Raw genomic sequence first — 24,667 nt, 5'->3', positions numbered from 1 at the left:
CGTAATGCTTTAAGGGATCACAATGCAGAACAGCGCGATGAAACCCTGGCTGGACTCCTCCTGGCTGGCCGGCGCGAATCAGACCTATATAGAGCAGCTCTATGAGGACTATCTGACCGATCCTGACTCTGTCGATGCGGCCTGGAAAACGCTGTTTCAGCAGCTTCCGGGTCACGGAGTCAGGCCAGAGCAATTCCACTCCACCACTCGCGAATATTTCAAGCGTCTGGCGAAAGATGCCTCTCGCTATACCTCTTCCGTCAGCGATCCCGACACCAACGCCAAGCAGGTGAAGGTGCTCCAGCTGATTAACGCCTTCCGCTTCCGTGGCCATCAGCAGGCCAATCTCGATCCGCTGGGCCTGTGGAAACAGGAGCCGGTGCCGGATCTGGATCCCGCGTTTCACGATCTGACCGAGGCCGATTTCCAGGAAACCTTTAACGTAGGTTCCTTCGCCTTCGGCAAAGATACGATGAAGCTGGCCGATCTGTTCAGCCTGCTGCAGCAAACCTACTGCGGCTCGATCGGCGCGGAATATATGCATATCACCAACACCGAAGAGAAACGCTGGATCCAGCAGCGCATTGAATCGGTGGCGGGCCAGGCCTCTTTCTCTACGGATGAGAAAAAAGGCTTTCTGAAACAGCTGACCGCTGCGGAAGGGCTGGAGCGCTATCTGGGCGCGAAATTCCCCGGCGCGAAACGCTTCTCGCTGGAAGGCGGCGATGCGCTGGTGCCGATGCTGAACGAGATGATCCGTCACGCGGGCAAAAGCGGCACGCGCGAAGTGGTGCTGGGTATGGCGCACCGTGGTCGTCTGAACGTGCTGATCAACGTGCTGGGCAAAAAGCCGCAGGACCTGTTCGACGAGTTCTCCGGCAAGCATAAAGAGCATCTCGGCACCGGCGACGTGAAATACCATATGGGCTTCTCGTCCGACGTGGAAACCGAAGGCGGCATGGTGCATCTGGCGCTGGCGTTTAACCCGTCGCACCTGGAAATCGTCAGCCCGGTAGTCATGGGATCGGTTCGCGCCCGTCTGGATCGTCTGGACGAGCCGCGCAGCAGCAAAGTGCTGCCGATCACCATCCACGGCGACGCGGCCGTTACCGGCCAGGGCGTGGTGCAGGAAACCCTGAACATGTCGCAGGCACGCGGCTATGAAGTTGGCGGCACCGTGCGCATCGTGATCAACAACCAGATTGGTTTCACCACGTCTAATCCGCAGGATGCGCGCTCCACGCAGTACTGTACCGACATCGGTAAAATGGTGCTGGCGCCGATCTTCCACGTCAACGCTGACGATCCGGAAGCGGTGGCGTTTGTTACCCGCCTGGCGCTTGATTTCCGTAACACCTTCAAGCGCGACGTCTTTATCGATCTGGTTTGCTACCGCCGCCACGGCCACAACGAAGCCGACGAGCCAAGCGCAACGCAGCCGGTGATGTACCAGAAAATCAAAAAGCATCCGACGCCGCGTAAGCTTTACGCCGACCGTCTGGAAGCGGAACAGGTCGCCAGCCTGGAAGACGCGACGGAGATGGTCAATCTCTATCGCGACGCGCTGGATGCCGGTGAATGCGTGGTGCCGGAATGGCGTCCGATGAGCCTGCACTCCTTTACCTGGTCGCCTTACCTGAACCACGAGTGGGACGAAAGCTATCCGGCGACGCTGGATCTGAAACGCCTGCAGGCGCTGGCCAAACGCATCAGCACCGTGCCGGAAGCGATTGAAATGCAGTCGCGCGTGGCCAAGATCTACAACGACCGCGCCGCGATGGCCGCAGGCGAGAAGCCATTTGACTGGGGCGCAGCGGAAAACCTGGCCTACGCCACGCTGGTAGACGAAGGCATTCCGTGCCGTCTGTCCGGCGAAGATATGGGCCGCGGCACCTTCTTCCATCGTCACGCGGTGATCCATAACCAGGCCAACGGCTCTACCTATACGCCGTTACAGCATATCCATAACGGTCAGGGCACGTTCCGCGTCTGGGATTCCGTGCTCTCTGAAGAAGCGGTGCTGGCGTTTGAATATGGTTACGCCACGGCGGAACCGCGCACGCTGACTATCTGGGAAGCGCAGTTCGGCGACTTCGCCAACGGCGCGCAGGTGGTTATCGACCAGTTCATCAGTTCCGGCGAGCAGAAATGGGGCCGCATGTGCGGTCTGGTGATGCTGCTGCCGCACGGCTATGAAGGGCAGGGGCCGGAGCACTCCTCCGCGCGTCTGGAACGCTATCTGCAACTCTGCGCCGAGCAGAACATGCAGGTTTGCGTGCCTTCCACGCCGGCGCAGGTTTACCACATGCTGCGTCGTCAGGCGCTGCGCGGGATGCGTCGTCCGCTGGTGGTGATGTCGCCGAAATCGCTGCTGCGTCATCCGCTGGCGGTCTCTTCGCTGGAAGAGCTGGCTAACGGCAGCTTCCAGCCGGCGATTGGCGAAGTCGACGATCTCGATCCAAAAGGCGTTAAGCGCGTGGTGCTCTGCTCCGGCAAAGTCTATTACGATCTGCTGGAAAAGCGGCGTAAAAACGAGCAGACCGACGTGGCTATCGTCCGCATTGAACAGCTCTATCCGTTCCCGCACAAAGCGGTGCAGGAAAAACTCCAGCAGTACGCGCACGTGCATGATTTTGTCTGGTGTCAGGAAGAGCCGCTGAATCAGGGTGCCTGGTACTGTAGCCAGCATCATTTCCGTGAGGTAGTGCCGTTTGGTGCTTCATTACGTTACGCCGGTCGTCCCGCTTCGGCCTCGCCGGCAGTTGGCTATATGTCCGTTCACCAGCAGCAGCAGCAAGATCTGGTTAATGACGCGCTGAACGTTAATTAATTAAAGGAAAAATAATGAGTAGCGTAGATATTCTCGTTCCCGACCTGCCTGAATCCGTCGCCGACGCCACCGTAGCGACCTGGCACAAAAAACCTGGCGACGCGGTCAGCCGTGACGAAGTGCTGGTAGAAATCGAAACCGACAAAGTGGTGCTGGAAGTGCCTGCTTCCGCCGACGGCGTGCTGGAAGCGATTCTGGAAGACGAAGGTGCCACCGTAACTTCTCGTCAGGCGCTGGGTCGCCTGAAAGAAGGCAACAGCGGCGGCAAAGAAAGCTCCGCCAAAACGGAAGAGAAAGAGTCTACTCCGGCGCAGCGCCAGAGCGCCTCGCTGGAAGAAGAGAGCAACGACGCGCTCAGCCCGGCTATCCGTCGCCTGATTGCCGAACACGGTCTGGAGCCGTCGGCGATCAAAGGCACCGGCGTGGGCGGACGTCTGACCCGTGAAGACGTAGAGAAACACCTGGCGAAAGCGCCAGCTGCCAAAGCCGCCGAGCCGAAAGCGGCTGAAGCCGCGCCTTCGCTGGCTGGCCGCAGCGAAAAACGCGTGCCGATGACTCGTCTGCGTAAGCGTATCGCCGAGCGTCTGCTGGAAGCGAAAAACAGCACCGCGATGCTGACCACGTTTAACGAAGTCAACATGCAGCCGATCATGAACCTGCGCAAGCAGTACGGCGAAGCCTTCGAAAAACGTCACGGCATCCGTCTGGGCTTTATGTCCTTCTACCTGAAAGCGGTAGTGGAAGCCCTGAAGCGCTTCCCGGAAGTTAACGCCTCTATCGACGGCGAAGATGTGGTTTACCACAACTACTTCGACGTCAGCATCGCGGTATCCACGCCGCGCGGCCTGGTTACGCCGGTGCTGAAAGATATCGATGCGCTGGGCATGGCGGATATCGAGAAAAAAATCAAAGAGCTGGCGATCAAAGGCCGTGACGGTAAGCTGACCGTAGACGAACTGACCGGCGGTAACTTCACCATTACCAACGGCGGCGTCTTCGGCTCGCTGATGTCCACGCCGATCATCAACCCACCGCAGAGTGCCATTCTGGGGATGCACGCGATCAAAGATCGTCCGATGGCGGTCAATGGTCAGGTGGTGATCCTGCCAATGATGTATCTGGCGCTCTCTTACGATCATCGCCTGATCGACGGCAAAGAGTCCGTGAGCTTCCTGGTCGCGATCAAAGAGCTGCTGGAAGATCCGTCTCGTCTGCTGCTGGACGTTTAATTCCTGTCGGGCGCGGTGAAAGCCGCGCTCAACCCTATGTGTGGCCAAAGCGCTGGCATACTGCCGGATTTGGCCAAGTCTTTTCCGAACTGGATGGATTAACAACATGAACTTACATGAATATCAGGCAAAACAGCTGTTTGGCCGGTATGGTTTACCGGCACCTGTCGGCTATGCCTGCACCACTCCACGCGAAGCAGAAGAAGCCGCTTCTAAAATTGGCGCTGGCCCGTGGGTCGTGAAATGTCAGGTTCATGCCGGAGGCCGTGGTAAAGCGGGCGGCGTGAAGGTAGTAAAAAGCAAAGAAGAGATCCGCGCATTTGCCGAGCACTGGCTGGGCAAGCGTCTGACCACTTACCAGACCGACGCTAACGGTCAGCCGGTCAACCAGATCCTGGTGGAAGCGGCAACCGACATCGATCAGGAACTTTACCTGGGCGCGGTCGTGGATCGCGGCACCCGTCGCGTAGTCTTTATGGCCTCGACCGAAGGCGGCGTGGAAATTGAAAAAGTGGCGGAAGAGACGCCGCATCTGATCCACAAAATGGCGCTGGATCCGTTAACCGGCCCGCAGCCTTATCAGGGCCGCGAGCTGGCGTTCAAACTGGGCCTGACCGGCAAACAGGTTGGTCAGTTCACCAAAATCTTTATGGGTCTGGCGACCATGTTCCTGGAGCGCGATCTGGCGCTGGTCGAAATCAACCCGCTGGTGATCACCAGGCAGGGCGATCTGATCTGCCTGGACGGCAAGCTGGGCGCAGACGGCAACGCGCTGTTCCGCCAGCCGGAGCTGCGTGAAATGCGCGATCCAAGCCAGGAAGACTCCCGCGAAGCGCACGCTGCGCAGTGGGAACTGAACTACGTGGCGCTGGAAGGTAATATCGGCTGTATGGTTAACGGCGCAGGCCTGGCGATGGGCACCATGGACATCGTGAAGCTGAGCGGCGGCCAGCCGGCTAACTTCCTGGACGTTGGCGGCGGCGCCACCAAAGAGCGCGTGACCGAAGCGTTCAAAATCATCCTTTCTGACGACGCGGTGAAGGCCGTCTTCGTCAACATCTTCGGCGGCATCGTCCGCTGCGACCTGATTGCTGACGGCATCATCGGCGCGGTAGCGGAAGTGGGTGTTAACGTGCCGGTCGTGGTGCGTCTGGAAGGAAACAATGCCGAGCTGGGCGCGCAGAAACTGGCGGACAGCGGCCTGAATATTATTGCAGCAACCAGCCTGAGCGACGCGGCGCAGCGCGTTGTTGCCGCAGCGGAGGGTAAATAATGTCCATTCTGATCGATAAAAACACCAAGGTAATCTGCCAGGGCTTCACCGGCGGACAGGGCACTTTCCACTCCGAGCAGGCGCTGGCTTACGGCACGCAGCTGGTTGGCGGCGTAACGCCAGGCAAAGGCGGCACCGAGCATCTGGGCCTGCCGGTCTTTAATACCGTGCGTGAAGCGGTAGAAGCCACTGGCGCCACCGCCTCCGTAATTTACGTTCCGGCGCCGTTCTGCAAAGACGGCATCCTGGAAGCGATCGACGCGGGCATCAAACTGATTATCACCATCACCGAAGGTATCCCGACGCTGGATATGCTGACCGTGAAGGTGAAGCTGGATGAAGCGGGCGTGCGTATGATTGGCCCGAACTGCCCTGGCGTCATCACCCCAGGCGAATGCAAAATCGGCATCATGCCGGGCCACATTCATAAGCCAGGCCGTATCGGCATCGTGTCCCGTTCCGGCACGCTGACCTATGAAGCCGTGAAGCAGACTACCGATATCGGTTACGGCCAGTCCACCTGCGTGGGCATCGGCGGCGACCCGATCCCTGGCTCTAACTTTATCGATATCCTGAAACTGTTCCAGGACGATCCGCAGACTGAAGCGATCGTCATGATCGGCGAGATCGGCGGCAGTGCGGAAGAAGAAGCCGCCGCCTTTATCAAAGAGCACGTGACCAAGCCGGTTGTCGGCTATATCGCAGGCGTTACCGCGCCGAAAGGCAAGCGTATGGGCCACGCGGGCGCGATTATCGCAGGCGGTAAAGGCACGGCGGACGAGAAGTTCGCGGCGCTGGAAGCGGCCGGCGTGAAAACCGTGCGCAGCCTGGCCGATATCGGCGATGCGGTGAAAGCGGTTCTGCCGCAGTAAGCCGGATCCGTCTTCTCATCAGGGCTGCCTCAGGGCAGCCTTTTTTATTTTTGCATTCATGCCAGAATATTGGTTAAGCTTTCTTATTAATAAGCTAATATAATGCAAAGCTTCCTGTAAAATAACGCGATAAAATTAACCCCGCCGGTTAATATTACAAAATTGTTTTCTGTATTGAATATTAATTAAATTAAATAATCCTCTTTGTTAAAATAATCCCTTTCATATTTACTTTATCGCAATTAATTAATCGCGATCAAAGAAACGCAAGTTATTTACGCTTCGGAGGCTGGCTAAAAATCAGCTTTGGGATTAAATTGCTCTGCGTCAAAAAATCAGCTTTACGCTTTTAATTATAAAAAGGGACTTCCTGTGTCGATCGCAAATTTTCCCGATCGCTATCCTGAAAAAACAGCAACGGCGCGGGCCCGCTGATTTTTTCTCATTAACATTATTCACTTACCTACAGGGTTACGTCACCCCGATGAGGAGCGATCCTGTTGCGCCATACGCTGGCCGCCCGGCGCATGGACAAAACTGAGCACGGAGCAAGGAGTCAACATGTTAGATGTGGTCGAACTGTCGCGTTTACAGTTTGCGCTAACGGCGATGTACCATTTTCTGTTTGTCCCTTTAACGCTGGGAATGGCGTTTTTGCTGGCAATAATGGAAACGGTTTATGTGCTGTCAGGCAAACAAATCTATAAAGATATGACGAAATTCTGGGGGAAACTCTTCGGTATTAACTTTGCGCTTGGCGTGGCCACCGGCCTGACGATGGAATTCCAGTTCGGCACCAACTGGTCTTATTATTCCCATTACGTCGGCGATATATTCGGGGCGCCGCTGGCTATTGAAGGCCTGATGGCTTTTTTCCTTGAATCCACCTTTGTCGGCATGTTCTTTTTCGGCTGGGATCGGCTGAGTAAAGTGCAGCACCTGACGTGCACCTGGCTGCTGGCGTTAGGCTCTAACCTGTCGGCGCTGTGGATCCTGGTGGCGAACGGCTGGATGCAGAATCCCGTCGGCTCAGAATTCAATTTTGAAACCATGCGCATGGAGATGGTTAGCTTTTCCGAACTGATCCTCAATCCGGTGGCGCAGGTCAAATTTGTGCATACCGTTGCGGCAGGCTACACCTGCGGCGCCATGTTCATTATGGGCATCAGCGCCTTCTATCTGCTGCGCGGTCGCGATATCGCTTTTGCTAAGCGCTCTTTCGCTATTGCCGCCAGCTTCGGCATGGCAGCCGTTCTGGCCGTGATCCTGCTGGGCGACGAGTCGGGCTATGTGGTCGGCGACGTGCAGAAAACCAAGCTTGCCGCTATCGAAGCGGAATGGGAAACGCAGCCCGCGCCGGCGGCCTTTACGCTGTTCGGCCTGCCCGATCAGCAGGCGCAGCAAAACCGCTACGCCATTCAGATCCCCTGGGCGCTGGGCCTGATCGCTACCCGCTCTGTGGATCAACAGGTTACCGGCATCAAAGATCTGATGGCGCAGCATGAGATCCGCATCCGCAACGGGATGCGCGCTTACCAGCTGCTGGAACAGCTACGGGAAGGCAACAGCGATCCGGCAGTACGCGCCGCCTTTAACCAGGCGAAGCAGGATTTGGGTTACGGGCTGCTGCTGAAACGCTATACGCCAAACGTAGCCGATGCCAGCGAGGCGCAGATCCGTCAGGCCACGCAGGATTCCATCCCACGCGTCGCGCCGCTCTATTTCGCTTTCCGCATCATGGTGGCGTGCGGCGTGCTGATGCTGCTGGTTACCCTCTGCTGTTTCTGGAGCGTCATCTGTAACCGCATTGGTCAAAGCCGCTTCCTGCTGAAATGCGCGCTGTACGGCATCCCGCTGCCGTGGATTGCTGCGGAAGCCGGCTGGTTTGTTGCCGAATATGGCCGCCAGCCGTGGGCGATTGGCGAAGTGCTGCCGACGGCCGTTGCCAACTCATCGCTGACCACGGGTCAAATCCTGTTTTCGCTGCTGCTTATCTGCGGGCTTTACACGCTGTTTTTGCTTGCCGAGATGTACCTGATGTTTAAGTTCGGCAGGCGCGGGCCAAGCAGCCTGAAAACAGGGCGTTATCACTTTGAACAGGCCACCGGAACAGGAGTTTAACCATGATCACCTATGAACTGTTGCGTTTCGTCTGGTGGGTACTGATTGGCGTGCTGCTGATCGGCTTCGCGGTTACCGACGGGTTTGATATGGGCGTTGGGATGCTTGGCCGTCTGATTGGCCGCAACGACGTTGAGCGCCGTATTATGATCAACACCATCGCGCCGCACTGGGACGGCAATCAGGTATGGCTTATCACCGCAGGCGGCGCGCTGTTTGCCGCCTGGCCGATGGTCTACGCCGCCGCCTTTTCCGGCTTTTATGTGGCGATGATGCTGGTGCTGGCCTCGCTGTTTTTCCGGCCGGTAGGATTCGACTACCGCTCCAAAATAGAAAATCCGCGCTGGCGCGGCATGTGGGACTGGGGCATTTTTATCGGCAGCTTTGTGCCGCCGCTGGTTATTGGCGTGGCGTTTGGCAATCTGTTACAGGGCGTGCCTTTCTATGCCGATGAATATCTGCGTCTGTTCTACACCGGCAGCTTCTTCCAGCTGCTGAACCCGTTTGCGCTGCTGGCAGGCGTGGTCAGCGTCACCATGATCCTGACTCAGGGCGCCACTTACCTACAAATGCGCACCACGGGTGAGCTGTATCTCAGATCCAAAACGATCGCGCAGATCGCCACGCTGGTGATGATGGCGGGCTTCGTGCTGGCCGGTATTTGGGTGAAGTACGGCATTGAAGGCTATCAGCTGGTGTCCACGCTGGATCACAATGCGGCTTCCAATCCGCTGGCGAAAGAAGTGACCCGCGTAGCGGGCGGCTGGCTGGTAAACTTTACCCATCAGCCGCTGCTGTGGATTATCCCGGCGCTGGGCGTGCTGCTACCGCTGTTTACCGTTATCTGTTCACGGATGAATAAAGGCGGCTGGGCGTTTCTTTGCTCTTCGCTGACGGTAGCCTGCGTGATCCTGACGGCGGGCGTGGCGATGTTCCCGTTTGTGATGCCTTCCAGCAGCATGATGAACCATAGCCTGACCATGTGGGACGCCACTTCCAGCCTGCTGACGCTGAAAATCATGACCGTTACGGCCGCGATCTTTGTGCCGCTTATTCTGATTTACACCAGCTGGTGCTACTACAAAATGTTTGGCCGCATCACGCGCGCGCAGATAGAAGCCAACACGCATTCCCTTTACTGATTAAGGAGCAGAACGATGTGGTATTTTGCCTGGATCCTCGGCACGCTGCTGGCCTGCGCCATCGGGGTGATTACCGCGCTGGCTATCGAACATCTCGATAAGCGCGCATAAAAGAATTTTACTGCCTGCCGTAATAAAAGCGGGATAATAACGGATCGGTTCGCCGGTCCGTTTTTCCTGCTCGTCGCCGCTGCTCTCCTTCGTTAACCCGGCTTTTTTCAGCCCTGGGTTATGTCAGTAAACGTTTAAGATTTCTCCCTAAATCCACATAATTGTTTCCGGAAGATAATTATTTTGTTTAGCCTCTGGCAATCCATTCCAAAGGCGTATGCTCTTGCGTATAGTAGCAACGTTTAAAAAGTTATACCGGGATGTAGAGTGAGTACAATGCTTTTTCGATGGCCGGTGCGTGTCTACTATGAAGACACCGACGCCGGTGGCGTGGTTTACCATGCCAGCTATGTCGCTTTTTATGAACGGGCACGAACCGAGATGCTGCGCCAGCACCATTTCAGTCAACAGACGCTGCTGGAACAGCAGGTCGGTTTTGTCGTGCGTCGTCTCACGGTTGATTACCTGGCCGCCGCGCGTCTTGATGAACTTCTTGAGGTGCAGAGCGAGGTCGTCAACATGACCAGAACGACCATGACATTCGCACAACGTATTGTTAATGCAGAAGGCCGGACGCTGAATGAAGCCGAAGTCCTGATCGCCTGCATCAATCCACATCTGATGAAGCCCATTGCGCTTCCCAAGTCTATTGTCGCGGAGTTCAAGCAGTGACTGACATGAACGTTCTTGATTTGTTCCTGAAGGCGAGCCTTCTGGTCAAACTTATCATGTTGATTTTGATTGGCTTTTCTGTTGCCTCCTGGGCAATCATTATTCAGCGCACCCGTATTCTGAATGCGGCGGGCCGTGAAGCCGACGCGTTTGAAGACAAATTCTGGTCGGGCATTGAGCTGTCGCGCCTGTATCAGGAAAGCCAGGCGCGCCGTGATGAGCTGGCCGGATCTGAACAAATTTTCTATGCCGGCTTTAAAGAGTTCGCCCGGTTGCATCGTGCCAACAACCACGCGCCGGAAGCGGTGGTGGAAGGCGCAACGCGCGCCATGCGCATCTCGCTGAACCGTGAGCTGGAAGCGCTGGAAAACCATATTCCTTTCCTGGGCACGGTTGGCTCGATCAGTCCTTACATCGGCCTGTTCGGTACGGTCTGGGGCATCATGCACGCCTTTATCGCGCTGGGCGCGGTAAAACAGGCCACGCTGCAGATGGTGGCGCCGGGGATTGCCGAAGCGCTGATCGCGACCGCTATCGGTCTGTTTGCCGCTATTCCGGCAGTTATGGCGTATAACCGCCTCAACCAGCGCGTGAACAAGCTGGAGCAGAATTACGATAACTTTATGGAAGAGTTCACCGCTATTCTGCACCGTCAGGCTTTCTCCAGCGAGAACAGCAGGTAGGAGTGACCTATGGCCAGAACGCGCGGTCGCCGTAAACGCGACCTGAAGTCCGAAATCAATATTGTTCCGCTGCTCGACGTTCTGCTGGTACTGCTGCTGATCTTTATGGCGACGGCGCCGATTATCACCCAGAGCGTAGAGGTGGATCTGCCGGACGCCACGGATTCCAAAACGGTGTCCAGCGACGATAATCCGCCGGTGATTGTTGAAGTGGCGGGCGTGGGACAATACACCCTGGTGGTCGATCACGATCGCATGGAACAGCTGCCGCCGGAGCAGGTCGTCGCTGAAGCGCAGCGCCGTATCGAAGCGAATCCGAAGACGGTGTTTCTGATCGGCGGCGCGAAAGAGGTGCCTTACGATGAGATCATCAAGGCGCTGAACCTGCTGCATCAGGCGGGCGTGAAGTCGGTTGGATTAATGACGCAGCCGATTTAATTTCGGACCGTTTTTGGGAATCGAAAGTGTCGAAGGTAACCGAACAGAACGATAAGTTAAAACGCGCCATCATCATTTCAGTGATCCTGCATATCTTTCTGATTGCGTTACTGATCTGGAGCTCGTTTGACGAACATATCGACGCCAGCAGCGGCGGCGGCGGGGGTAGCGACATTGATGCCGTCATGGTGGATCCTGGCGCTATCGTCGAGCAGTACAACCGCCAGCAGAATCAGCAGAGCGACAGCCAGCGCGCCGAGCAGCAGCGTCAAAAGCAGGCGAAGCAGCAGGCGGAAGAGCTACAGCAGAAGCAGGCTGCGGAACAGCAGCGTCTGAAAGCGCTGGAAAAAGAGCGGCTGGAGGCGAAGCAGGAAGCGGCGCAGGCGGCGGAACAGAAGAAAGCGGAAGAGGCCGCGAAGCAGGCCGCAGAACAGCAAAAAGCTGAGGAAGCGGCGAAGCAGGCGGCCGAGCAGCAGGCCGCGGCGCAGGCAGAGGCGAAAGCCAAAGCCCAGGCGGATGCCAAAGCGGCCGCGGCGGCAGAAGCGAAAGCTAAAGCCCAGGCGGATGCCAAAGCGCAGGCCGATACGCAGGCGAAAGCCGCGGCGGACGCGCAGAAGAAAGCGGAAGCCGAAGCGAAAAAAGCCGCGGCGGATGCTAAAAAAGAAGCGGAAGAAAAAGCGGCCGCGGCGGCGCAGGCGGCTAAAGTGAAAGCGGCGCAGGAGGCAAAAGCCAAAGCGCAGGCCGATGCGAAAGCCCAGGCTGCTGCCGAAGCGAAGGCGGCGAAAGAAAAAGCCGCCGAAGAAGCCAAAGAGAAAGCGGCGCAGCAGGCGAAAGAAGCCAAAGAAAAAGAAGCCAAAGAAAAAGCGGCCGAGGCGGCGAAGGCAAAAGCGGCTGAGGAAGCAAAAGAGAAAGCCGAAGCGGCGGCGAAAGCGAAGGCCGAAGCGGCGGCAAAAGCCAAAGCGGACGCAGCCGCAAAAGCGAAAGCGGCGGCCGATGCGAAGAAGAAAGCCGCGGCGGAAGCGGCTAAAGAGAGCAGCGACGTCGACGACCTGCTGGGCGGCCTGACCTCCGGCAAGAACGCGCCAAAAGAGGGTAAAACCGGCGGCGCGGGCGCGGCGGGGCAGGGCAACCAGAAGAAATCGGGTGCCTCCGGCGCCGCTATCGACAGCTACCTTGGCCAGGTACAGAGCGCTATCCAGAGCAAGTTTTATGACGCGGATACGTTTAAAGGACGCACCTGTAACGTGCATATCAAGCTGGCGCCGGACGGGCTGTTGATTTCGGCCACCCCGGCAGGCGGCGATCCGGCGCTGTGTCAGGCGGCTATTAACGCTGCCCGCATGGCGAGGATCCCGAAACCGCCAAGCACGGATGTGTATCAGGCGGTGAAAGAGGCGACGTTAATCTTCAAACCGTAAGATTAGCTGTAAGAAGATGCCAGGACGCGGCAGGTTGAACTATGGTCAACTTGCCGTACTCTATAAATGCACCATTGGTTTGTTGAAACACTGCTAATTATCGTGGACGTAGCGTTCAGGTAAGGGAGAGAAGATGAAGCAGGCATTACGAGTAGCACTAAGTTTCCTGATGCTGTTTGTCGCTATGGCGCATGCAGAAGTTCGCATTGAGATTACCCAGGGCGTTAACACCGCACGTCCTATCGGCGTAGTCCCGTTTAAATGGGCTGGCCCGGGCGCAGCCCCGGAAGATATTGGCGGCATCGTGGCGGCGGATTTACGCAACAGCGGCAAATTCAATCCGCTGGATCGCGCTCGTCTGCCACAGCAGCCAGGCACCGCAGCGGAAGTGCAGCCTGCTGCATGGACCGCGCTGGGTATTGATGCGGTGGTGGTCGGGCAGATCCAGCCTGGCGCCGACGGCAGCTATACCGTTTCTTATCAGCTGGTGGATACCTCCGGTAATCCGGGCACCGTGCTGGCGCAGAATCAGTACAAGGTGACTAAACAATGGTTGCGCTACGCGGCGCATACGGCCAGCGATGAAAGCTTTGAAAAGCTGACCGGCATCAAAGGCGCGTTCCGTACCCGTATCGCCTATGTGGTGCAGACCAACGGCGGCCAGTTCCCGTATGAGCTGCGCGTATCCGACTATGACGGCTATAACCAGTTTGTGGTGCACCGTTCGCCTGAGCCGCTGATGTCTCCGGCCTGGTCGAAAGATGGCAGCAAGCTGGCCTATGTGACCTTTGAAAGCGGCAAATCGGCGCTGGTGATCCAGACGCTGGCCAACGGCGCTATCCGCCAGGTTGCTTCTTTCCCTCGTCATAACGGCGCGCCTGCGTTCTCGCCTGACGGCAGCAAGCTGGCGTTCACCCTGTCGAAATCCGGCAGCATGAATCTTTACGTGATGGACTTAGGTTCAGGCCAGATGCGTCAGATCACCGACGGCCGCTATAACAGCACTGAACCTACCTGGTTCCCGGACAGCCAGACGCTGGCCTATACCTCGGATCAGGCCGGTCGTCCACAAATCTATAAAATTGGTGTAAACGGCGGCGCGCCGCAGCGTCTGACCTGGGAAGGCTCTCAGAATCAGAACGCCGATGTCAGCACCGATGGAAAATCTCTGGTGATGGTAAGCACCAACGGCGGTGCGCAACATATCGCCAGACAAGATCTGGAAACGGGAGCCGTTCAACAATTAACGGACACGTTCCTGGATGAAACGCCGAGCCTCGCGCCAAACGGCACTATGGTTATCTACAGCGCTACTCAAGGCATGGGATCCGTACTGCAGCTGGTGTCGACCGACGGTCGTTTCAAAGCGCGTCTTCCGGCTACTGATGGACAGGTAAAATCACCTGCCTGGTCGCCGTATCTGTGATGCATATAAATATGTATGGCAAACAATAATAGGATTGTAGAAATGCAACTGAATAAAGTGCTGAAAGGCTTAATGCTGGCACTGCCAGTTATCGCAGTGGCTGCATGTAGCTCACACAAAAACAACAACAACGACCAGACCAGCGGTATGGGTATGGGCGATGACGCAAACGGCGGCATGAACAGCGGCATGAACGGCGGCATGAACGGCGGCAATATGTCCTCCGACGAGCAGGCGCGCCTGCAGATGCAGCAGCTGCAACGCAACAACATCGTGTACTTCGGTCTGGACAAGTATGACATCCAGTCTGAGTTCGCTCAGATGCTGGACGCGCACGCTACTTTCCTGCGTAACAACCCGTCTTACAAAGTGACTGTAGAAGGTCATGCGGATGAGCGTGGTACGCCAGAGTACAACATCGCCCTGGGCGAGCGTCGTGCTACTGCCGTTAAAATGTACCTGCAGGGCAAAGGCGTTTCTGCTGACCAGATCTCTATCGTTTCTTACGGTAAAGAGAAGCCAGCCGTACTGGGCCACGACGAATCGGCTTACGCCAAAAACCGTCGTGCCGTACTGGTATACTAAGAGAATCATATGATTAGTAACTTCAGACTTCACTTGCTGGGTCTGTCGTTACTGGTTGGCGTAGCGGCCCCCTGGGCCGCTAATGCCCAGGCGTCAATCAGTAACGTAGGTTCAGGCTCGGTCGAAGACCGCGTCACCTCGCTTGAGCGTATCTCTAACGCGCAGGCACAGCTTCTTCAGCAATTCCAGCAGCAGCTTGCCGACAACCAGCGTGACATTGACTCGCTGCGTGGTCAGATTCAGGAAAACCAGTATCAGCTTAACCAGATCACCGAACGCCAGAAGAATCTCTATCAGCAGATAGATACGCTGAGCAGCGGCGCGTCTGCGCAGCCTCAGGCGGCTTCAGGCGCTACGGCTCCGGCAGCGGCCGCAGAAGGCGCTACAGCCAGCGACAGCGCTTCTGCTGCGCCGACGCAGGGTGGCGACGCCAACAGCGACTACAACGCGGCTGTGGCGCTGGTATTGGAGAAAAAGCAGAACGAGCAGGCTATCGCTGCGTTCCAGGCTTTTATCAAGAAGTATCCGGATTCAACCTACCAGCCGAATGCTAACTACTGGCTGGGACAGCTGAATTACAACAAGGGTAAAAAAGACGACGCGGCCTACTATTTCGCCACCGTAGTGAAAAATTACCCTAAATCGCCGAAAAGCGCGGATGCGCTGTATAAAGTGGGTGTGATCATGCAGGAGAAGGGCGACAGCGCGAAAGCGAAAGCCGTCTACCAGCAGGTGATCAAACAGTATCCAAACACCGACGTGGCGAAACAAGCGCAAAAACGTGCGGCTGCGCTGTAATTAACCGCTTACGAACGGGTTTAGCCTAATTTATGGCCCGGTCGGGTGAAACTCAGGCAGTTGAACAAGTTATCTGAAAATAGTGGTTGCGCTGAAACGGTAAATCAGTAATATATGCCGCCGTTGCCGGGACATATGTTAAAACGTTCTGACAGCGTAAAAGTGGGTCGTTAGCTCAGTTGGTAGAGCAGTTGACTTTTAATCAATTGGTCGCAGGTTCGAATCCTGCACGACCCACCACTAATTAAGTAGTGACAAAAGGTAAGCGTGAAGGATTTGAACCTGCAGCAGGTTCGGTTAAGCGAAGCGAAACAACGTTGCGTTAAGCAACGGGCCGACAGGCCGAGGGACGCCGAGTCATCCTGCACGACCCACCACTAATTAAGTAGTAAGCAGTACCGCATGATGCGGGTCGTTAGCTCAGTTGGTAGAGCAGTTGACTTTTAATCAATTGGTCGCAGGTTCGAATCCTGCACGACCCACCACTTTTTAAGTGGTATCTGATGCAAGACGTGAAGGATTTGAACCTTCCGGTCTTCAGGCATTAAGCGGCAGGCAGTACACAGCGGGTCGTTAGCTCAGTTGGTAGAGCAGTTGACTTTTAATCAATTGGTCGCAGGTTCGAATCCTGCACGACCCACCATTATTAAGATGGTAACCGCTGTGAAACGTGAAGGATTTGAACCTGCAGCAGGTTCGGTTGAGCAAAGCGAAACAACGTTGCCATAAGCAACGGGCCGTCAGGCCCAGGGACGCCGAGTCATCCTGCACGACCCACCATTACTAAAATGGTAACCGCTGTAAAACGTGAAGGATTACTTTCACGAGAAGTACCGAAGTGGGTGATTAGCTCAGTTGGTAGAGCATCTCCTTTACACGGAGGGGGTCGGCGGTTCGAGCCCGTCATCACCCACCACTTCGGGTCGTTAGCTCAGTTGGTAGAGCAGTTGACTTTTAATCAATTGGTCGCAGGTTCGAATCCTGCACGACCCACCAATGTAGAAAGGCGCCCTAAAGGCGCCTTTTTGCCGTTTGTAATTCGGGCAGGGTTCGAACCTGCCGCAGGTCGAGTCGACCAGAGGGAGACAGCGTTGCCAAAGGCAACGACCCGAAGGGCGAGGCTTTAGCCGAGTCATCCTGCACGACCCACCAATATAGAAAGGCGCCCTAAAGGCGCCTTTTTGCCGTTTGTAATTCGGGCGGGGTTCGAACCTGGCTAACTGGCCTGAAGCAGCAGTATTATTATTCTGTCGCGATAAGATCGGAGAATGGCAGCAGAGGCGGCTGAGGCAGCTCGGAACACGGACGCGCCGTCCCCCAGGCTCGTTTCGCGCGTCCATACGCGCCCAGCTCCGGTCGCTCTAAAGCGGCCTGAGTGCAGCGCTTCAACTGCCGTGCTACTTCAGCGGCGTCAGGTTTTTCCAGATATGCATCACCGCGTAGCTGCGCCACGGCCGCCAGGCTTCTGCCAGCCGTTCCGCTTCTTTTGCCGTCACGCTACCCAAATTTTTTCGCACCACGATATCCGCCGCCGGAAACGCATCGGGCCAGCGTAAGGCGCGCATAGCTATGTAATGTGCCGTCCAATCGCCGATGCCCGGCAAGGCGGTCAGCCTGGCTATCATCAGCTCCGGCTGCGCGGCTGTTTCTGGCATGCCCTGCGCGCAGGCATCTGCCAGCGCCAGCAGCGTTCTGGCTCGCGTACGTACGATGCCAAGGCTGGCTATTGCTTCAGGCGTGCTGCACGCAACTGTAGACGCCTCAGGCGACAGATGCGTCAGACCGGGAACAGGCGTGGTAATAACCTCGCCAAAAGCGTCAGCAAAGCGCCCGCCAAGCGTTGTGGCTGCCTTTACCGTAATCTGCTGGCCCAGTACGGCCCGCACCATCATTTCAAAGCTATCGAAAGCGCCAGGCACGCGCAGGCCGGGGTTTTTCAGCAGGCTTTCGCTCAATAAAGGATCCTGACCAAGATGCTCCGCAACGATCTGCGGATGCGCATCCAAATCGAATAAATTTCGCAGCCGCAAAAGCAAAGCAGACAAAACCGGCGCGAGTGAATGCGTAAAGGTTACCTGAAGCGAGTTTCCTGTGTGGATGACGCGGATCCAGCCCCGATGCGCGCCCAGACGCACCGTACGGGCATAGCTGACGTCATCGACCGCTTCCACGCCTTTTAGCGCGCGCAGGCGAAGAAAATCCAGCAGGGCCACCCAGTCAAAAGGGGGGCGGTAATGCAGTAACAGCGTCGAGGTATCGCTATCCGCAGGTATCTGTTTGCGCAGGCGGCCGGGCGGCATCCGGTAGCGCTTGCTAAAGGCATCGTTGAAGCGGCGCAGGCTGGCAAAACCGCTGGCCAGCGCAATTTCCGTCACCGGCAGCGCGGTTTCAGTCAGCAGCTGTTTTGCCAGCAGCAGCCGGCGAGTCTGCTTTAGCTCCAGCGGCGATACGCCCAGTTCTTTATGCACAATGCGCCGCAGCTGCCGCAGGCTGACAGAATAACGGGCCGCCAGCGTTTCCAGACTGGCGTCTTCTTCCAGCACGCCCTCGGCAATATGCTGGATAAGGCTGTCCGCAATACGTCTGCCGTTATCAATAGGCGCATTGCCGGGTGCCAGTTCAGGCCGACAGCGCAGGCAAGGGCGGAAATGCGCTTTTTCGGCGGCGGCAGCGCTGTCAAAGAACAGACAATTTTTCGCCAGCGGCGCCTTTACGGGACAGACCGGGCGACAGTAAATCCCCGTCGAGATCACGCCTACATAGAACACGCCATCGAAACGGCTGTCGCGCGAGGTAAGCGCAAGGTACGCGATTTTTGCATCAATCATCATCTTTTCCCGTCAGGCAACCTGTCTGGCAGAGTAGGCCGCTTTTCGATGCCGTGCCAGCCATTTTCGGACAGCTAACTATTTCAGATCGATGACCGAAAACGGCTGGCAACTCGGGCCGTTACGCGGATAATTACTGTCCGTAGCACGGAGGAGGAGGAAATAAGATGAGTCATTTTTACACGCTTATGCCGTCGCCGGTCGGCACGTTAAAACTGATTGCCAGCGATAAAGGGCTTGCAGCCGTACTGTGGGAAAACGAAGATCCCAGGCGTTACCGACTTCCCGAGCTGTTGCGGGAAGGATCGCATCCGATTTTGCTGGAAACGGCGCGCCAGCTTTCGGAATATTTTGCCGGCAAACGCAGGCAGTTCGCGCTGCCGCTTGATTTTGTCGGCACGGAATTTCAGAAAAAAGTCTGGGCCGCGCTGGTGGCGATCCCCTTTGGCGAAACCCGCAGCTATCGGGAGATTGCCTGCGAGATTGGGCATCCAGCCGCAGTACGCGCGGTAGGCGCGGCTAACGGCAAAAATCCCGTATCGATTATTGCGCCCTGCCATCGGGTGATCGGCGCCAACGGCAAGCTGACCGGTTTTGCCGGTGGGCTTGAGGTTAAGGCTTATTTACTGAAGCTGGAGGCGACGGATAACTTCCAGCTTCGTTAAGGGCAGCAAATAATCCGCGACAGCGGTGAAAGTTTCGGCTATCTTGTTTAGCATATAAAACAAGCCGGGCGGATAAGCGCGTAACGAACGTTATGGCCGCCACTCTGGTTAAGTGCACAAAACGAGAGCCGTGTGATGAGCCTGATGTTCGATCCCGAAACCGCTGTCTATCCTTTTCCGCCTAAGCCTGCCCGCTTAACGCCTGATGAAAAGCAATTTTATCGCAGCAAAATCAAAAGGCTGCTGAAAGAGCGCGATGCGGTAATGGTTGCGCATTACTATACCGATCCGGAAATCCAGGCGCTGGCGGAAGAGACCGGCGGCTGCGTGGCGGATTCGCTGGAGATGGCGCGCTTTGGCAGCCAGCATCCGGCCTCCACGCTGCTGGTGGCGGGCGTACGTTTTATGGGCGAAACCGCAAAAATACTCAGCCCGGAAAAAACCATTCTGATGCCGACGCTTCAGGCGGAATGCTCGCTGGATTTGGGCTGTCCGATTGACGAATTCACCCGGTTTTGCGATGCGCATCCCGATCGTACCGTTGTCGTGTATGCCAACACTTCCGCAGCGGTAAAAGCGCGCGCGGACTGGGTAGTGACCTCCAGCATCGCCGTTGAACTGATTGAACACCTTGACGGTCTGGGGGAAAAAATTATTTGGGCGCCGGATCGCCATCTTGGCCGCTACGTTACCCGCCAGACCGGCGCGGATATTCTGTGCTGGCAAGGGGCCTGTATCGTCCATGACGAATTCAAAACCCAGGCGCTGGCGCGGATGAAAGCGCTCTATCCCGATGCGGCGGTACTGGTGCACCCTGAGTCGCCGCAGGCCATTGTCGAGCTGGCCGATGCAGTAGGCTCAACCAGCCAGCTGATCCAGGCGGCGAAAACGCTGCCGCAGCGGCAAATGATTGTGGCAACCGATCGCGGTATCTTTTACAAAATGCAGCAGGCCTGCCCGGACAAAGAGCTGCTGGAAGCGCCAACGGCGGGCGAGGGCGCAACCTGCCGCACCTGCGCGCACTGTCCGTGGATGGCGATGAACGGGCTACAGGCTATTGCAGAAGGGCTGGAGCACGGCGGCAGCGAACATGAAATTAACGTTGATGCGGCGCTGCGCGAAGGCGCGTTACGGCCGCTGGATCGTATGCTAACCTTTGCTGCATCATTAAAATAACGCCCGTTTTCAGCTACAAGGTGCCAATATGGATTTTTTCAGCACGCAAAATATTCTGGTTCACATCCCTGTAGGGGCGGGCGGCTACGATCTCTCCTGGATTGAAGCGATCGGCACGCTGGCGGGTTTGCTCTGTATCTGGCTCGCCAGCCTTGAAAAAAACATCAACTACGTTTTTGGTTTGATCAACGTCACGCTCTTCGCGGCGATCTTTTTCCAGATCCAGCTTTATGCCAGCCTGCTGCTGCAGCTCTTTTTCTTCGGCGCTAACGTTTACGGCTGGTATGCATGGACGCGGCAGACCACCGACAACCAGCAGGCGCTGCAAATTCGCTGGCTGGGCCTGCCAAAAGCCCTTGGCTGGGCGCTGTTCAGCGTGGTGGCGATTGCCCTGATGACCCTGTATATCAACCCGGTTTTTGGCTGGCTGACGGAAGTCGCCGTTAAGCTGATGCAGACGCTGGGACTGGCGGTGGCGATGCCGCAGCTTCAGCCGGACGCTTTCCCGTTCTGGGATTCCTGTCTGCTGGTGCTGTCGGTGGTGGCGATGATTTTAATGACGCGGAAATATGTCGAAAACTGGCTGCTGTGGGTGGTGATTGATGTGATTAGCGTGATGATCTTCGCTCGTCAGGGGGTTTATGCAATGTCGCTGGAATATGCCATTCTGACGTTAATTGCGCTGAACGGCTCGTGGCTCTGGATTAAAAGCGCCCGCAGGCAGGCGCTGGCTTAATCAGTGATGATGGTGGGCATGGTCGTGCCCGCTTTTTCCCCATGACAGCTCGCAGTCGCCATCGTCACAGCTCTGGTATTCCATCTGCACCGTGGCGTGCTCGATCTGATAGTGCTCGTGCAGGTAGTCATGAATACGGTGCAGCAGGGCGTCGTGATCGTAAGGCGGGATCACCTGCGTATGCAGCGTGATCACCGGCTTTTCGCCCACCAGCCACAGGTGAACGTGGTGCACGTTGCGTACCTCAGGAATATCACGCGTTAACGCCCGCTTCAGCTTCTCCACGTCCAGCTGCGGCGGCGTCCCTTCCAGCAGTTCATGAAAACTCTCTTTCAGCAGCGCCCAGGCGCTGCGCAGCACCAGCACCGCCACCAGCAGCGACAGGATCGGGTCGATGGGCGTCCAGCCGGTAAACATAATAATCAGCGCGGCAGCAATGGCGCCGACGGAACCCAGCAGATCGCCCAGCACGTGCAGCGCGGCGGCGCGAACGTTAATGTTCTTCTCTTCACTACCGTGATGCAGTAGCCAGAAAGAGAGCAGGTTCGCCAGCAGGCCCGCTACGGCAATGCCCAGCATAAAGCCACCGGCCACGGGTTCGGGATGCATAAAGCGCTGGACGGCTTCCCAGACGATCAGCGCGGTAATCACGATCAAAGCGATAGCATTGATAAACGCGGCCAGCGTAGTCAGCCGCAGCAGACCGAAAGTGTGGCGTGCGTTTGGCTTGCGACTGGCGAACTGCACGGCCAGCAGCGCCATCAGCAGCGCGGCGGCGTCCGTGAGCATGTGCCCGGCATCGGCCAGCAGCGCCAGCGAGCCGGAAAGCAGGCCGCCAACAACTTCCGCGACCATAAAAACGGCCGTGACCAGAAAGGCGGCCAGTAAACGATTGCGGTTTCCGCCGCTATGAGAATGCGAATGCGCCATAAGTATCCATCTTTTCAATAAACCTGCTTTATCATAACAAGGAATGGAGCATGCCCGTGACGGGCTTTTTTATTGTGAATGCGCTGGGGCGGCCAATAAAAAAAGGAGAGCCTCAGCTCTCCTTTTGTCATCCGCGGCTAACTTACTGCGAGGTGCCGTCGGTTTTTCTGTCAGTGCCAGGGCCTACCTTCTGGTTAATGTCAGGACATTTACCGTCTTTGCACTGGGTATTTTTATCGATCTCATCCGCGGTCATTTTCTTTTTAGCGTGATGGGTCGTTTTGTGCGTGGTATTGGCAGTGGCGTCGCCGGTATTATTGATATGGCTGTTATCAACGTTGTTCGGCGCAATATTCTGTTTTGCGCTGCCCGCTGCGGCCCCGGCGTCTGCCGCCTGGTTAGCGGTACCGTTGTTGCTGCCCGCCGCCATGGCGGAAGCGCTGCCCAGAGTCATTGCTGCTGTCAGGAAAACGATTGCAAACTTTTTCATCATCTTACTCCGTTAATTTTTTTTGCGTCTTGGCGAACCAAACCCTGCTAAAAAAGCGGTTTGCATAAAGTGGAAGAGGCAACCTCTCCTTACGCAAGCGATACGCGGCGATAAAGCAGGCGATCCCTGTGCGTTTTTTTTAAGTATTAACAAGTTAAAGTGTAGTAAAAAGCGCGAAAACGGCAACTCGTACTGATAATAATTTGTGCAAAGTCGATTTACAGGCTGGGGTTCACGCGATAAATTGGTCTGGATGCGCCTGGTGTGCAGTACGGCTCAGTAACTATCTGGAAATATTATGAATTATCAGAATGATGACTTAAGAATTAAAGAAATAAAAGAACTTTTACCTCCCGTTGCGCTGCTTGAAAAATTTCCTGCCACGGAGACGGCGGTTAAAACTGTCGCTGATACCCGCCAGGCCATTCACCGTATCCTGCAAAAAAACGACGATCGCCTGCTGGTGGTGATCGGCCCTTGCTCAATTCACGATACCGAGGCCGCAAAGGAGTACGCTGCCCGTCTGCTGAAGCTGCGCGCAGAGCTGAGCGACTCGCTGGAAGTGGTCATGCGCGTTTACTTTGAAAAACCGCGCACCACGGTTGGCTGGAAAGGGCTGATCAACGATCCGCATATGGATAACAGCTATCAGATCAACGACGGTCTGCGCATTGCGCGCAAGCTGCTGGTGGACATCAACGATACCGGCCTGCCGGCGGCGGGCGAATTTCTGGATATGATCACGCCGCAGTACGTGGCCGATCTGATGAGCTGGGGCGCGATTGGCGCGCGCACTACCGAATCTCAGGTGCACCGCGAGCTTTCCTCCGGGCTTTCCTGTCCGGTCGGCTTCAAAAACGGCACCGACGGCACCATTAAAGTGGCTATTGATGCGATCAATGCCGCCAGCGCGCCGCACTGCTTCCTGTCGGTGACCAAATATGGACACTCCGCCATTGTGGAAACCAGCGGCAACGGCGACTGCCATATCATTCTGCGCGGCGGCAAAGAGCCGAACTACAGCGCGCAGCATGTGGAAGAAGTGAAGACAGGCCTGGCGAAAGCGGGCCTGGAGCCGCAAATTATGATCGACTTCAGCCATGCCAACAGCAGCAAGCAGTTTAAAAAGCAGCTGACCGTGGCGGACGACGTGGCGCAGCAGATTGCGGGCGGCGAAAAAGCGATTATCGGCGTAATGATCGAGAGCCATCTGGTTGAAGGCAATCAGAGCCTGGAAAGCGGCGAGCCGCTGGTCTACGGCAAGAGCGTGACCGATGGCTGCATCGGCTGGGAAGATACTGAAACCGTGCTGCGCCAGCTGGCAGAGGCGGTGAAAGCGCGTCGCGGATAAGTTTCCCGTACGCGACATAAAAAAATCCGCCTTTCGGCGGATTTTTTTATTGGCTCTTACTTCGCTTTACCCTGATTCGCTACGGCGGCGGCTTTAGCCGCGATCTCGTCCGCATCGCCCAGATAGTAGTGCTTGATTGGCTTGAAGTTTTCGTCGAACTCATACACCAGCGGCACGCCGGTTGGGATGTTCAGCTCAAGGATCTCTTCTTCGCTCATGTCGTCCAGGTATTTCACCAGCGCGCGCAGCGAGTTGCCGTGTGCAGCAATGATCACTTTCTCGCCTTTCTTCATGCGCGGCAGAATAGACTCGTTCCAGTAAGGCAGCACGCGATCGATGGTCAGCGCCAGGCTTTCGGTAGTCGGCAGCTGCTCGGCAGTCAGCGCGGCGTAGCGCGGGTCGTGGCCAGGGAAACGTTCGTCAGCGCGATCCAGCTCCGGCGGCGTGACGGCAAAGCCGCGACGCCACTGTTTAACCTGCTCGTCGCCATATTTCTGCGCGGTTTCCGCTTTATCCAGACCCTGCAGCGCACCGTAGTGACGCTCGTTCAGACGCCAGGATTTTTCAACCGGCAGCCAGGCCTGATCCACTTCGTCAAGAATGTTCCACAGCGTGTGGATGGCACGTTTCAGCACGGAGGTATAAGCGAAATCGAAGGTAAAGCCTTCTTTTTTCAGCAGCTGACCCGCCGCTTTCGCTTCGGTACGCCCTTTATCGGACAGATCGACATCGTACCATCCGGTAAAGCGGTTTTCGTTGTTCCACTGGCTTTCGCCGTGACGTACCAGAACCAGCTTAGTTACAGCCATAGCTTAACTCCTTAATAATCTGACGTTTCTAAGATAACGGAAAGCGAAAATTGCCGACGCAATTTTAACTGGCCATTACCATAG

The 24,667-nt window shown here is 56.4% G+C and carries 22 protein-coding genes, 5 tRNA genes and 3 other RNA genes; 26 read left to right on the top strand and 4 right to left on the bottom strand.

Annotated features, from left to right (window positions below; all coding sequences use genetic code 11):
- Positions 1 to 22: 22 nt before the first annotated feature.
- The 22 genes from sucA to ACA373_RS10260 all read left to right on the top strand — a co-directional run bounded on the left by sucA (position 23) and on the right by ACA373_RS10260 (position 16,750).
- On the top strand, positions 23 to 2,830 hold the full coding sequence (gene sucA, locus ACA373_RS10365) for a 2-oxoglutarate dehydrogenase E1 component (RefSeq protein WP_253454878.1): 2,808 nt from the start codon (positions 23 to 25) through the stop codon (positions 2,828 to 2,830).
- 14 nt (positions 2,831 to 2,844) lie between these two features.
- A complete protein-coding gene (odhB, locus tag ACA373_RS10360; protein WP_253454877.1) occupies positions 2,845 to 4,059 on the top strand; it encodes a 2-oxoglutarate dehydrogenase complex dihydrolipoyllysine-residue succinyltransferase in 1,215 nt (404 codons plus the stop codon).
- A gap of 106 nt (positions 4,060 to 4,165) precedes the next feature.
- The gene (gene sucC / locus ACA373_RS10355) at positions 4,166 to 5,332 is read left to right on the top strand and encodes an ADP-forming succinate--CoA ligase subunit beta (RefSeq protein WP_301253167.1); all 1,167 of its coding nucleotides are present in this window, start codon (positions 4,166 to 4,168) and stop codon (positions 5,330 to 5,332) included.
- Positions 5,332 to 6,204, top strand: a complete 873-nt coding sequence (gene sucD, locus ACA373_RS10350) for a succinate--CoA ligase subunit alpha (protein WP_125288610.1) — start codon at positions 5,332 to 5,334, stop codon at positions 6,202 to 6,204. The genes sucC and sucD overlap by 1 nt, the downstream gene beginning before the upstream one ends.
- 561 nt (positions 6,205 to 6,765) lie before the next feature.
- Complete coding sequence (cydA, locus tag ACA373_RS10345) at positions 6,766 to 8,325, top strand: cytochrome ubiquinol oxidase subunit I (protein WP_253454876.1); 1,560 nt, start codon at positions 6,766 to 6,768, stop codon at positions 8,323 to 8,325.
- A gap of 2 nt (positions 8,326 to 8,327) precedes the next feature.
- Positions 8,328 to 9,467 (top strand): cytochrome d ubiquinol oxidase subunit II, encoded by a 1,140-nt coding sequence (gene cydB, locus ACA373_RS10340; protein ID WP_253454875.1) that lies wholly within the window; start codon positions 8,328 to 8,330, stop codon positions 9,465 to 9,467.
- Positions 9,468 to 9,482: 15 nt separating this feature from the next.
- Positions 9,483 to 9,578: a cytochrome bd-I oxidase subunit CydX gene (cydX, locus tag ACA373_RS10335; protein WP_253454874.1), complete on the top strand. Its 96-nt coding sequence runs from the start codon at positions 9,483 to 9,485 to the stop codon at positions 9,576 to 9,578.
- A gap of 276 nt (positions 9,579 to 9,854) precedes the next feature.
- Positions 9,855 to 10,250: a tol-pal system-associated acyl-CoA thioesterase gene (gene ybgC, locus ACA373_RS10330; RefSeq protein ID WP_301289557.1), complete on the top strand. Its 396-nt coding sequence runs from the start codon at positions 9,855 to 9,857 to the stop codon at positions 10,248 to 10,250.
- Positions 10,251 to 10,255: 5 nt separating this feature from the next.
- Complete coding sequence (gene tolQ, locus ACA373_RS10325) at positions 10,256 to 10,933, top strand: Tol-Pal system protein TolQ (RefSeq protein ID WP_253454872.1); 678 nt, start codon at positions 10,256 to 10,258, stop codon at positions 10,931 to 10,933.
- A 9-nt stretch (positions 10,934 to 10,942) separates the two neighbouring features.
- Positions 10,943 to 11,371: a colicin uptake protein TolR gene (gene tolR / locus ACA373_RS10320; protein WP_125288616.1), complete on the top strand. Its 429-nt coding sequence runs from the start codon at positions 10,943 to 10,945 to the stop codon at positions 11,369 to 11,371.
- A gap of 26 nt (positions 11,372 to 11,397) precedes the next feature.
- Entirely contained in the window at positions 11,398 to 12,789 is a 1,392-nt protein-coding gene (tolA, locus tag ACA373_RS10315) for a cell envelope integrity protein TolA (protein WP_370734480.1), read from the top strand.
- A 133-nt stretch (positions 12,790 to 12,922) separates the two neighbouring features.
- On the top strand, positions 12,923 to 14,215 hold the full coding sequence (gene tolB / locus ACA373_RS10310) for a Tol-Pal system beta propeller repeat protein TolB (protein WP_253454869.1): 1,293 nt from the start codon (positions 12,923 to 12,925) through the stop codon (positions 14,213 to 14,215).
- Positions 14,216 to 14,257: 42 nt separating this feature from the next.
- Positions 14,258 to 14,800, top strand: coding sequence for a peptidoglycan-associated lipoprotein Pal (gene pal / locus ACA373_RS10305; protein WP_370734479.1), 543 nt, complete (start codon positions 14,258 to 14,260; stop codon positions 14,798 to 14,800).
- Positions 14,801 to 14,809: 9 nt separating this feature from the next.
- On the top strand, positions 14,810 to 15,598 hold the full coding sequence (gene cpoB, locus ACA373_RS10300; protein ID WP_301729830.1) for a cell division protein CpoB: 789 nt from the start codon (positions 14,810 to 14,812) through the stop codon (positions 15,596 to 15,598).
- A 164-nt stretch (positions 15,599 to 15,762) separates the two neighbouring features.
- Positions 15,763 to 15,838, top strand: a tRNA-Lys gene (locus ACA373_RS10295).
- 13 nt (positions 15,839 to 15,851) lie between these two features.
- A non-coding RNA gene (locus tag ACA373_RS10290) (RtT sRNA) lies at positions 15,852 to 15,975 on the top strand.
- 32 nt (positions 15,976 to 16,007) lie between these two features.
- A tRNA-Lys gene (locus tag ACA373_RS10285) sits at positions 16,008 to 16,083 on the top strand.
- Between the two features lie 82 nt (positions 16,084 to 16,165).
- A tRNA-Lys gene (locus tag ACA373_RS10280) sits at positions 16,166 to 16,241 on the top strand.
- A 13-nt stretch (positions 16,242 to 16,254) separates the two neighbouring features.
- Positions 16,255 to 16,378, top strand: a non-coding RNA gene (locus ACA373_RS10275) — RtT sRNA.
- A gap of 60 nt (positions 16,379 to 16,438) precedes the next feature.
- A tRNA-Val gene (locus ACA373_RS10270) sits at positions 16,439 to 16,514 on the top strand.
- Between the two features lie 4 nt (positions 16,515 to 16,518).
- Positions 16,519 to 16,594, top strand: a tRNA-Lys gene (locus ACA373_RS10265).
- Between the two features lie 31 nt (positions 16,595 to 16,625).
- A non-coding RNA gene (locus tag ACA373_RS10260) (RtT sRNA) lies at positions 16,626 to 16,750 on the top strand.
- 245 nt (positions 16,751 to 16,995) lie between these two features.
- Here ACA373_RS10260 and ACA373_RS10255 read toward each other — a convergent pair.
- A complete protein-coding gene (locus ACA373_RS10255; RefSeq protein ID WP_370734581.1) occupies positions 16,996 to 18,426 on the bottom strand; it encodes an AlkA N-terminal domain-containing protein in 1,431 nt (476 codons plus the stop codon).
- Positions 18,427 to 18,593: 167 nt separating this feature from the next.
- On the opposite strand from ACA373_RS10255, the gene ACA373_RS10250 reads away from it, so the two are divergent.
- From ACA373_RS10250 to pnuC, 3 genes are all read left to right on the top strand, one after another.
- Positions 18,594 to 19,091 (top strand): methylated-DNA--[protein]-cysteine S-methyltransferase, encoded by a 498-nt coding sequence (locus ACA373_RS10250; protein WP_253454865.1) that lies wholly within the window; start codon positions 18,594 to 18,596, stop codon positions 19,089 to 19,091.
- Positions 19,092 to 19,226: 135 nt separating this feature from the next.
- Positions 19,227 to 20,267, top strand: a complete 1,041-nt coding sequence (gene nadA, locus ACA373_RS10245; RefSeq protein WP_253461066.1) for a quinolinate synthase NadA — start codon at positions 19,227 to 19,229, stop codon at positions 20,265 to 20,267.
- Between the two features lie 28 nt (positions 20,268 to 20,295).
- Positions 20,296 to 21,003, top strand: a complete 708-nt coding sequence (gene pnuC / locus ACA373_RS10240) for a nicotinamide riboside transporter PnuC (protein ID WP_253454864.1) — start codon at positions 20,296 to 20,298, stop codon at positions 21,001 to 21,003.
- Here the strand turns inward: pnuC and zitB are convergent, their stop codons facing one another.
- Complete coding sequence (gene zitB, locus ACA373_RS10235) at positions 21,004 to 21,933, bottom strand: CDF family zinc transporter ZitB (protein WP_301253501.1); 930 nt, start codon at positions 21,931 to 21,933, stop codon at positions 21,004 to 21,006. It lies immediately after the preceding gene.
- Between the two features lie 142 nt (positions 21,934 to 22,075).
- Entirely contained in the window at positions 22,076 to 22,426 is a 351-nt protein-coding gene (locus ACA373_RS10230; RefSeq protein WP_125288878.1) for a YbgS-like family protein, read from the bottom strand.
- A 295-nt stretch (positions 22,427 to 22,721) separates the two neighbouring features.
- Between ACA373_RS10230 and aroG the strand changes: the two genes are divergently transcribed.
- Positions 22,722 to 23,774 (top strand): 3-deoxy-7-phosphoheptulonate synthase AroG, encoded by a 1,053-nt coding sequence (aroG, locus tag ACA373_RS10225; protein WP_253454861.1) that lies wholly within the window; start codon positions 22,722 to 22,724, stop codon positions 23,772 to 23,774.
- Positions 23,775 to 23,830: 56 nt separating this feature from the next.
- On the opposite strand, the gene gpmA is transcribed toward aroG, so the two are convergent.
- Complete coding sequence (gene gpmA / locus ACA373_RS10220; protein WP_253454860.1) at positions 23,831 to 24,583, bottom strand: 2,3-diphosphoglycerate-dependent phosphoglycerate mutase; 753 nt, start codon at positions 24,581 to 24,583, stop codon at positions 23,831 to 23,833.
- Positions 24,584 to 24,667 lie beyond the last annotated feature (84 nt).

This window comes from Erwinia sp. STN24 (assembly GCF_041320675.1).
Taxonomy (GTDB): domain Bacteria; phylum Pseudomonadota; class Gammaproteobacteria; order Enterobacterales; family Enterobacteriaceae; genus Erwinia; species Erwinia aeris.
This window is presented reverse-complemented; position numbering and strand designations above follow the sequence as displayed.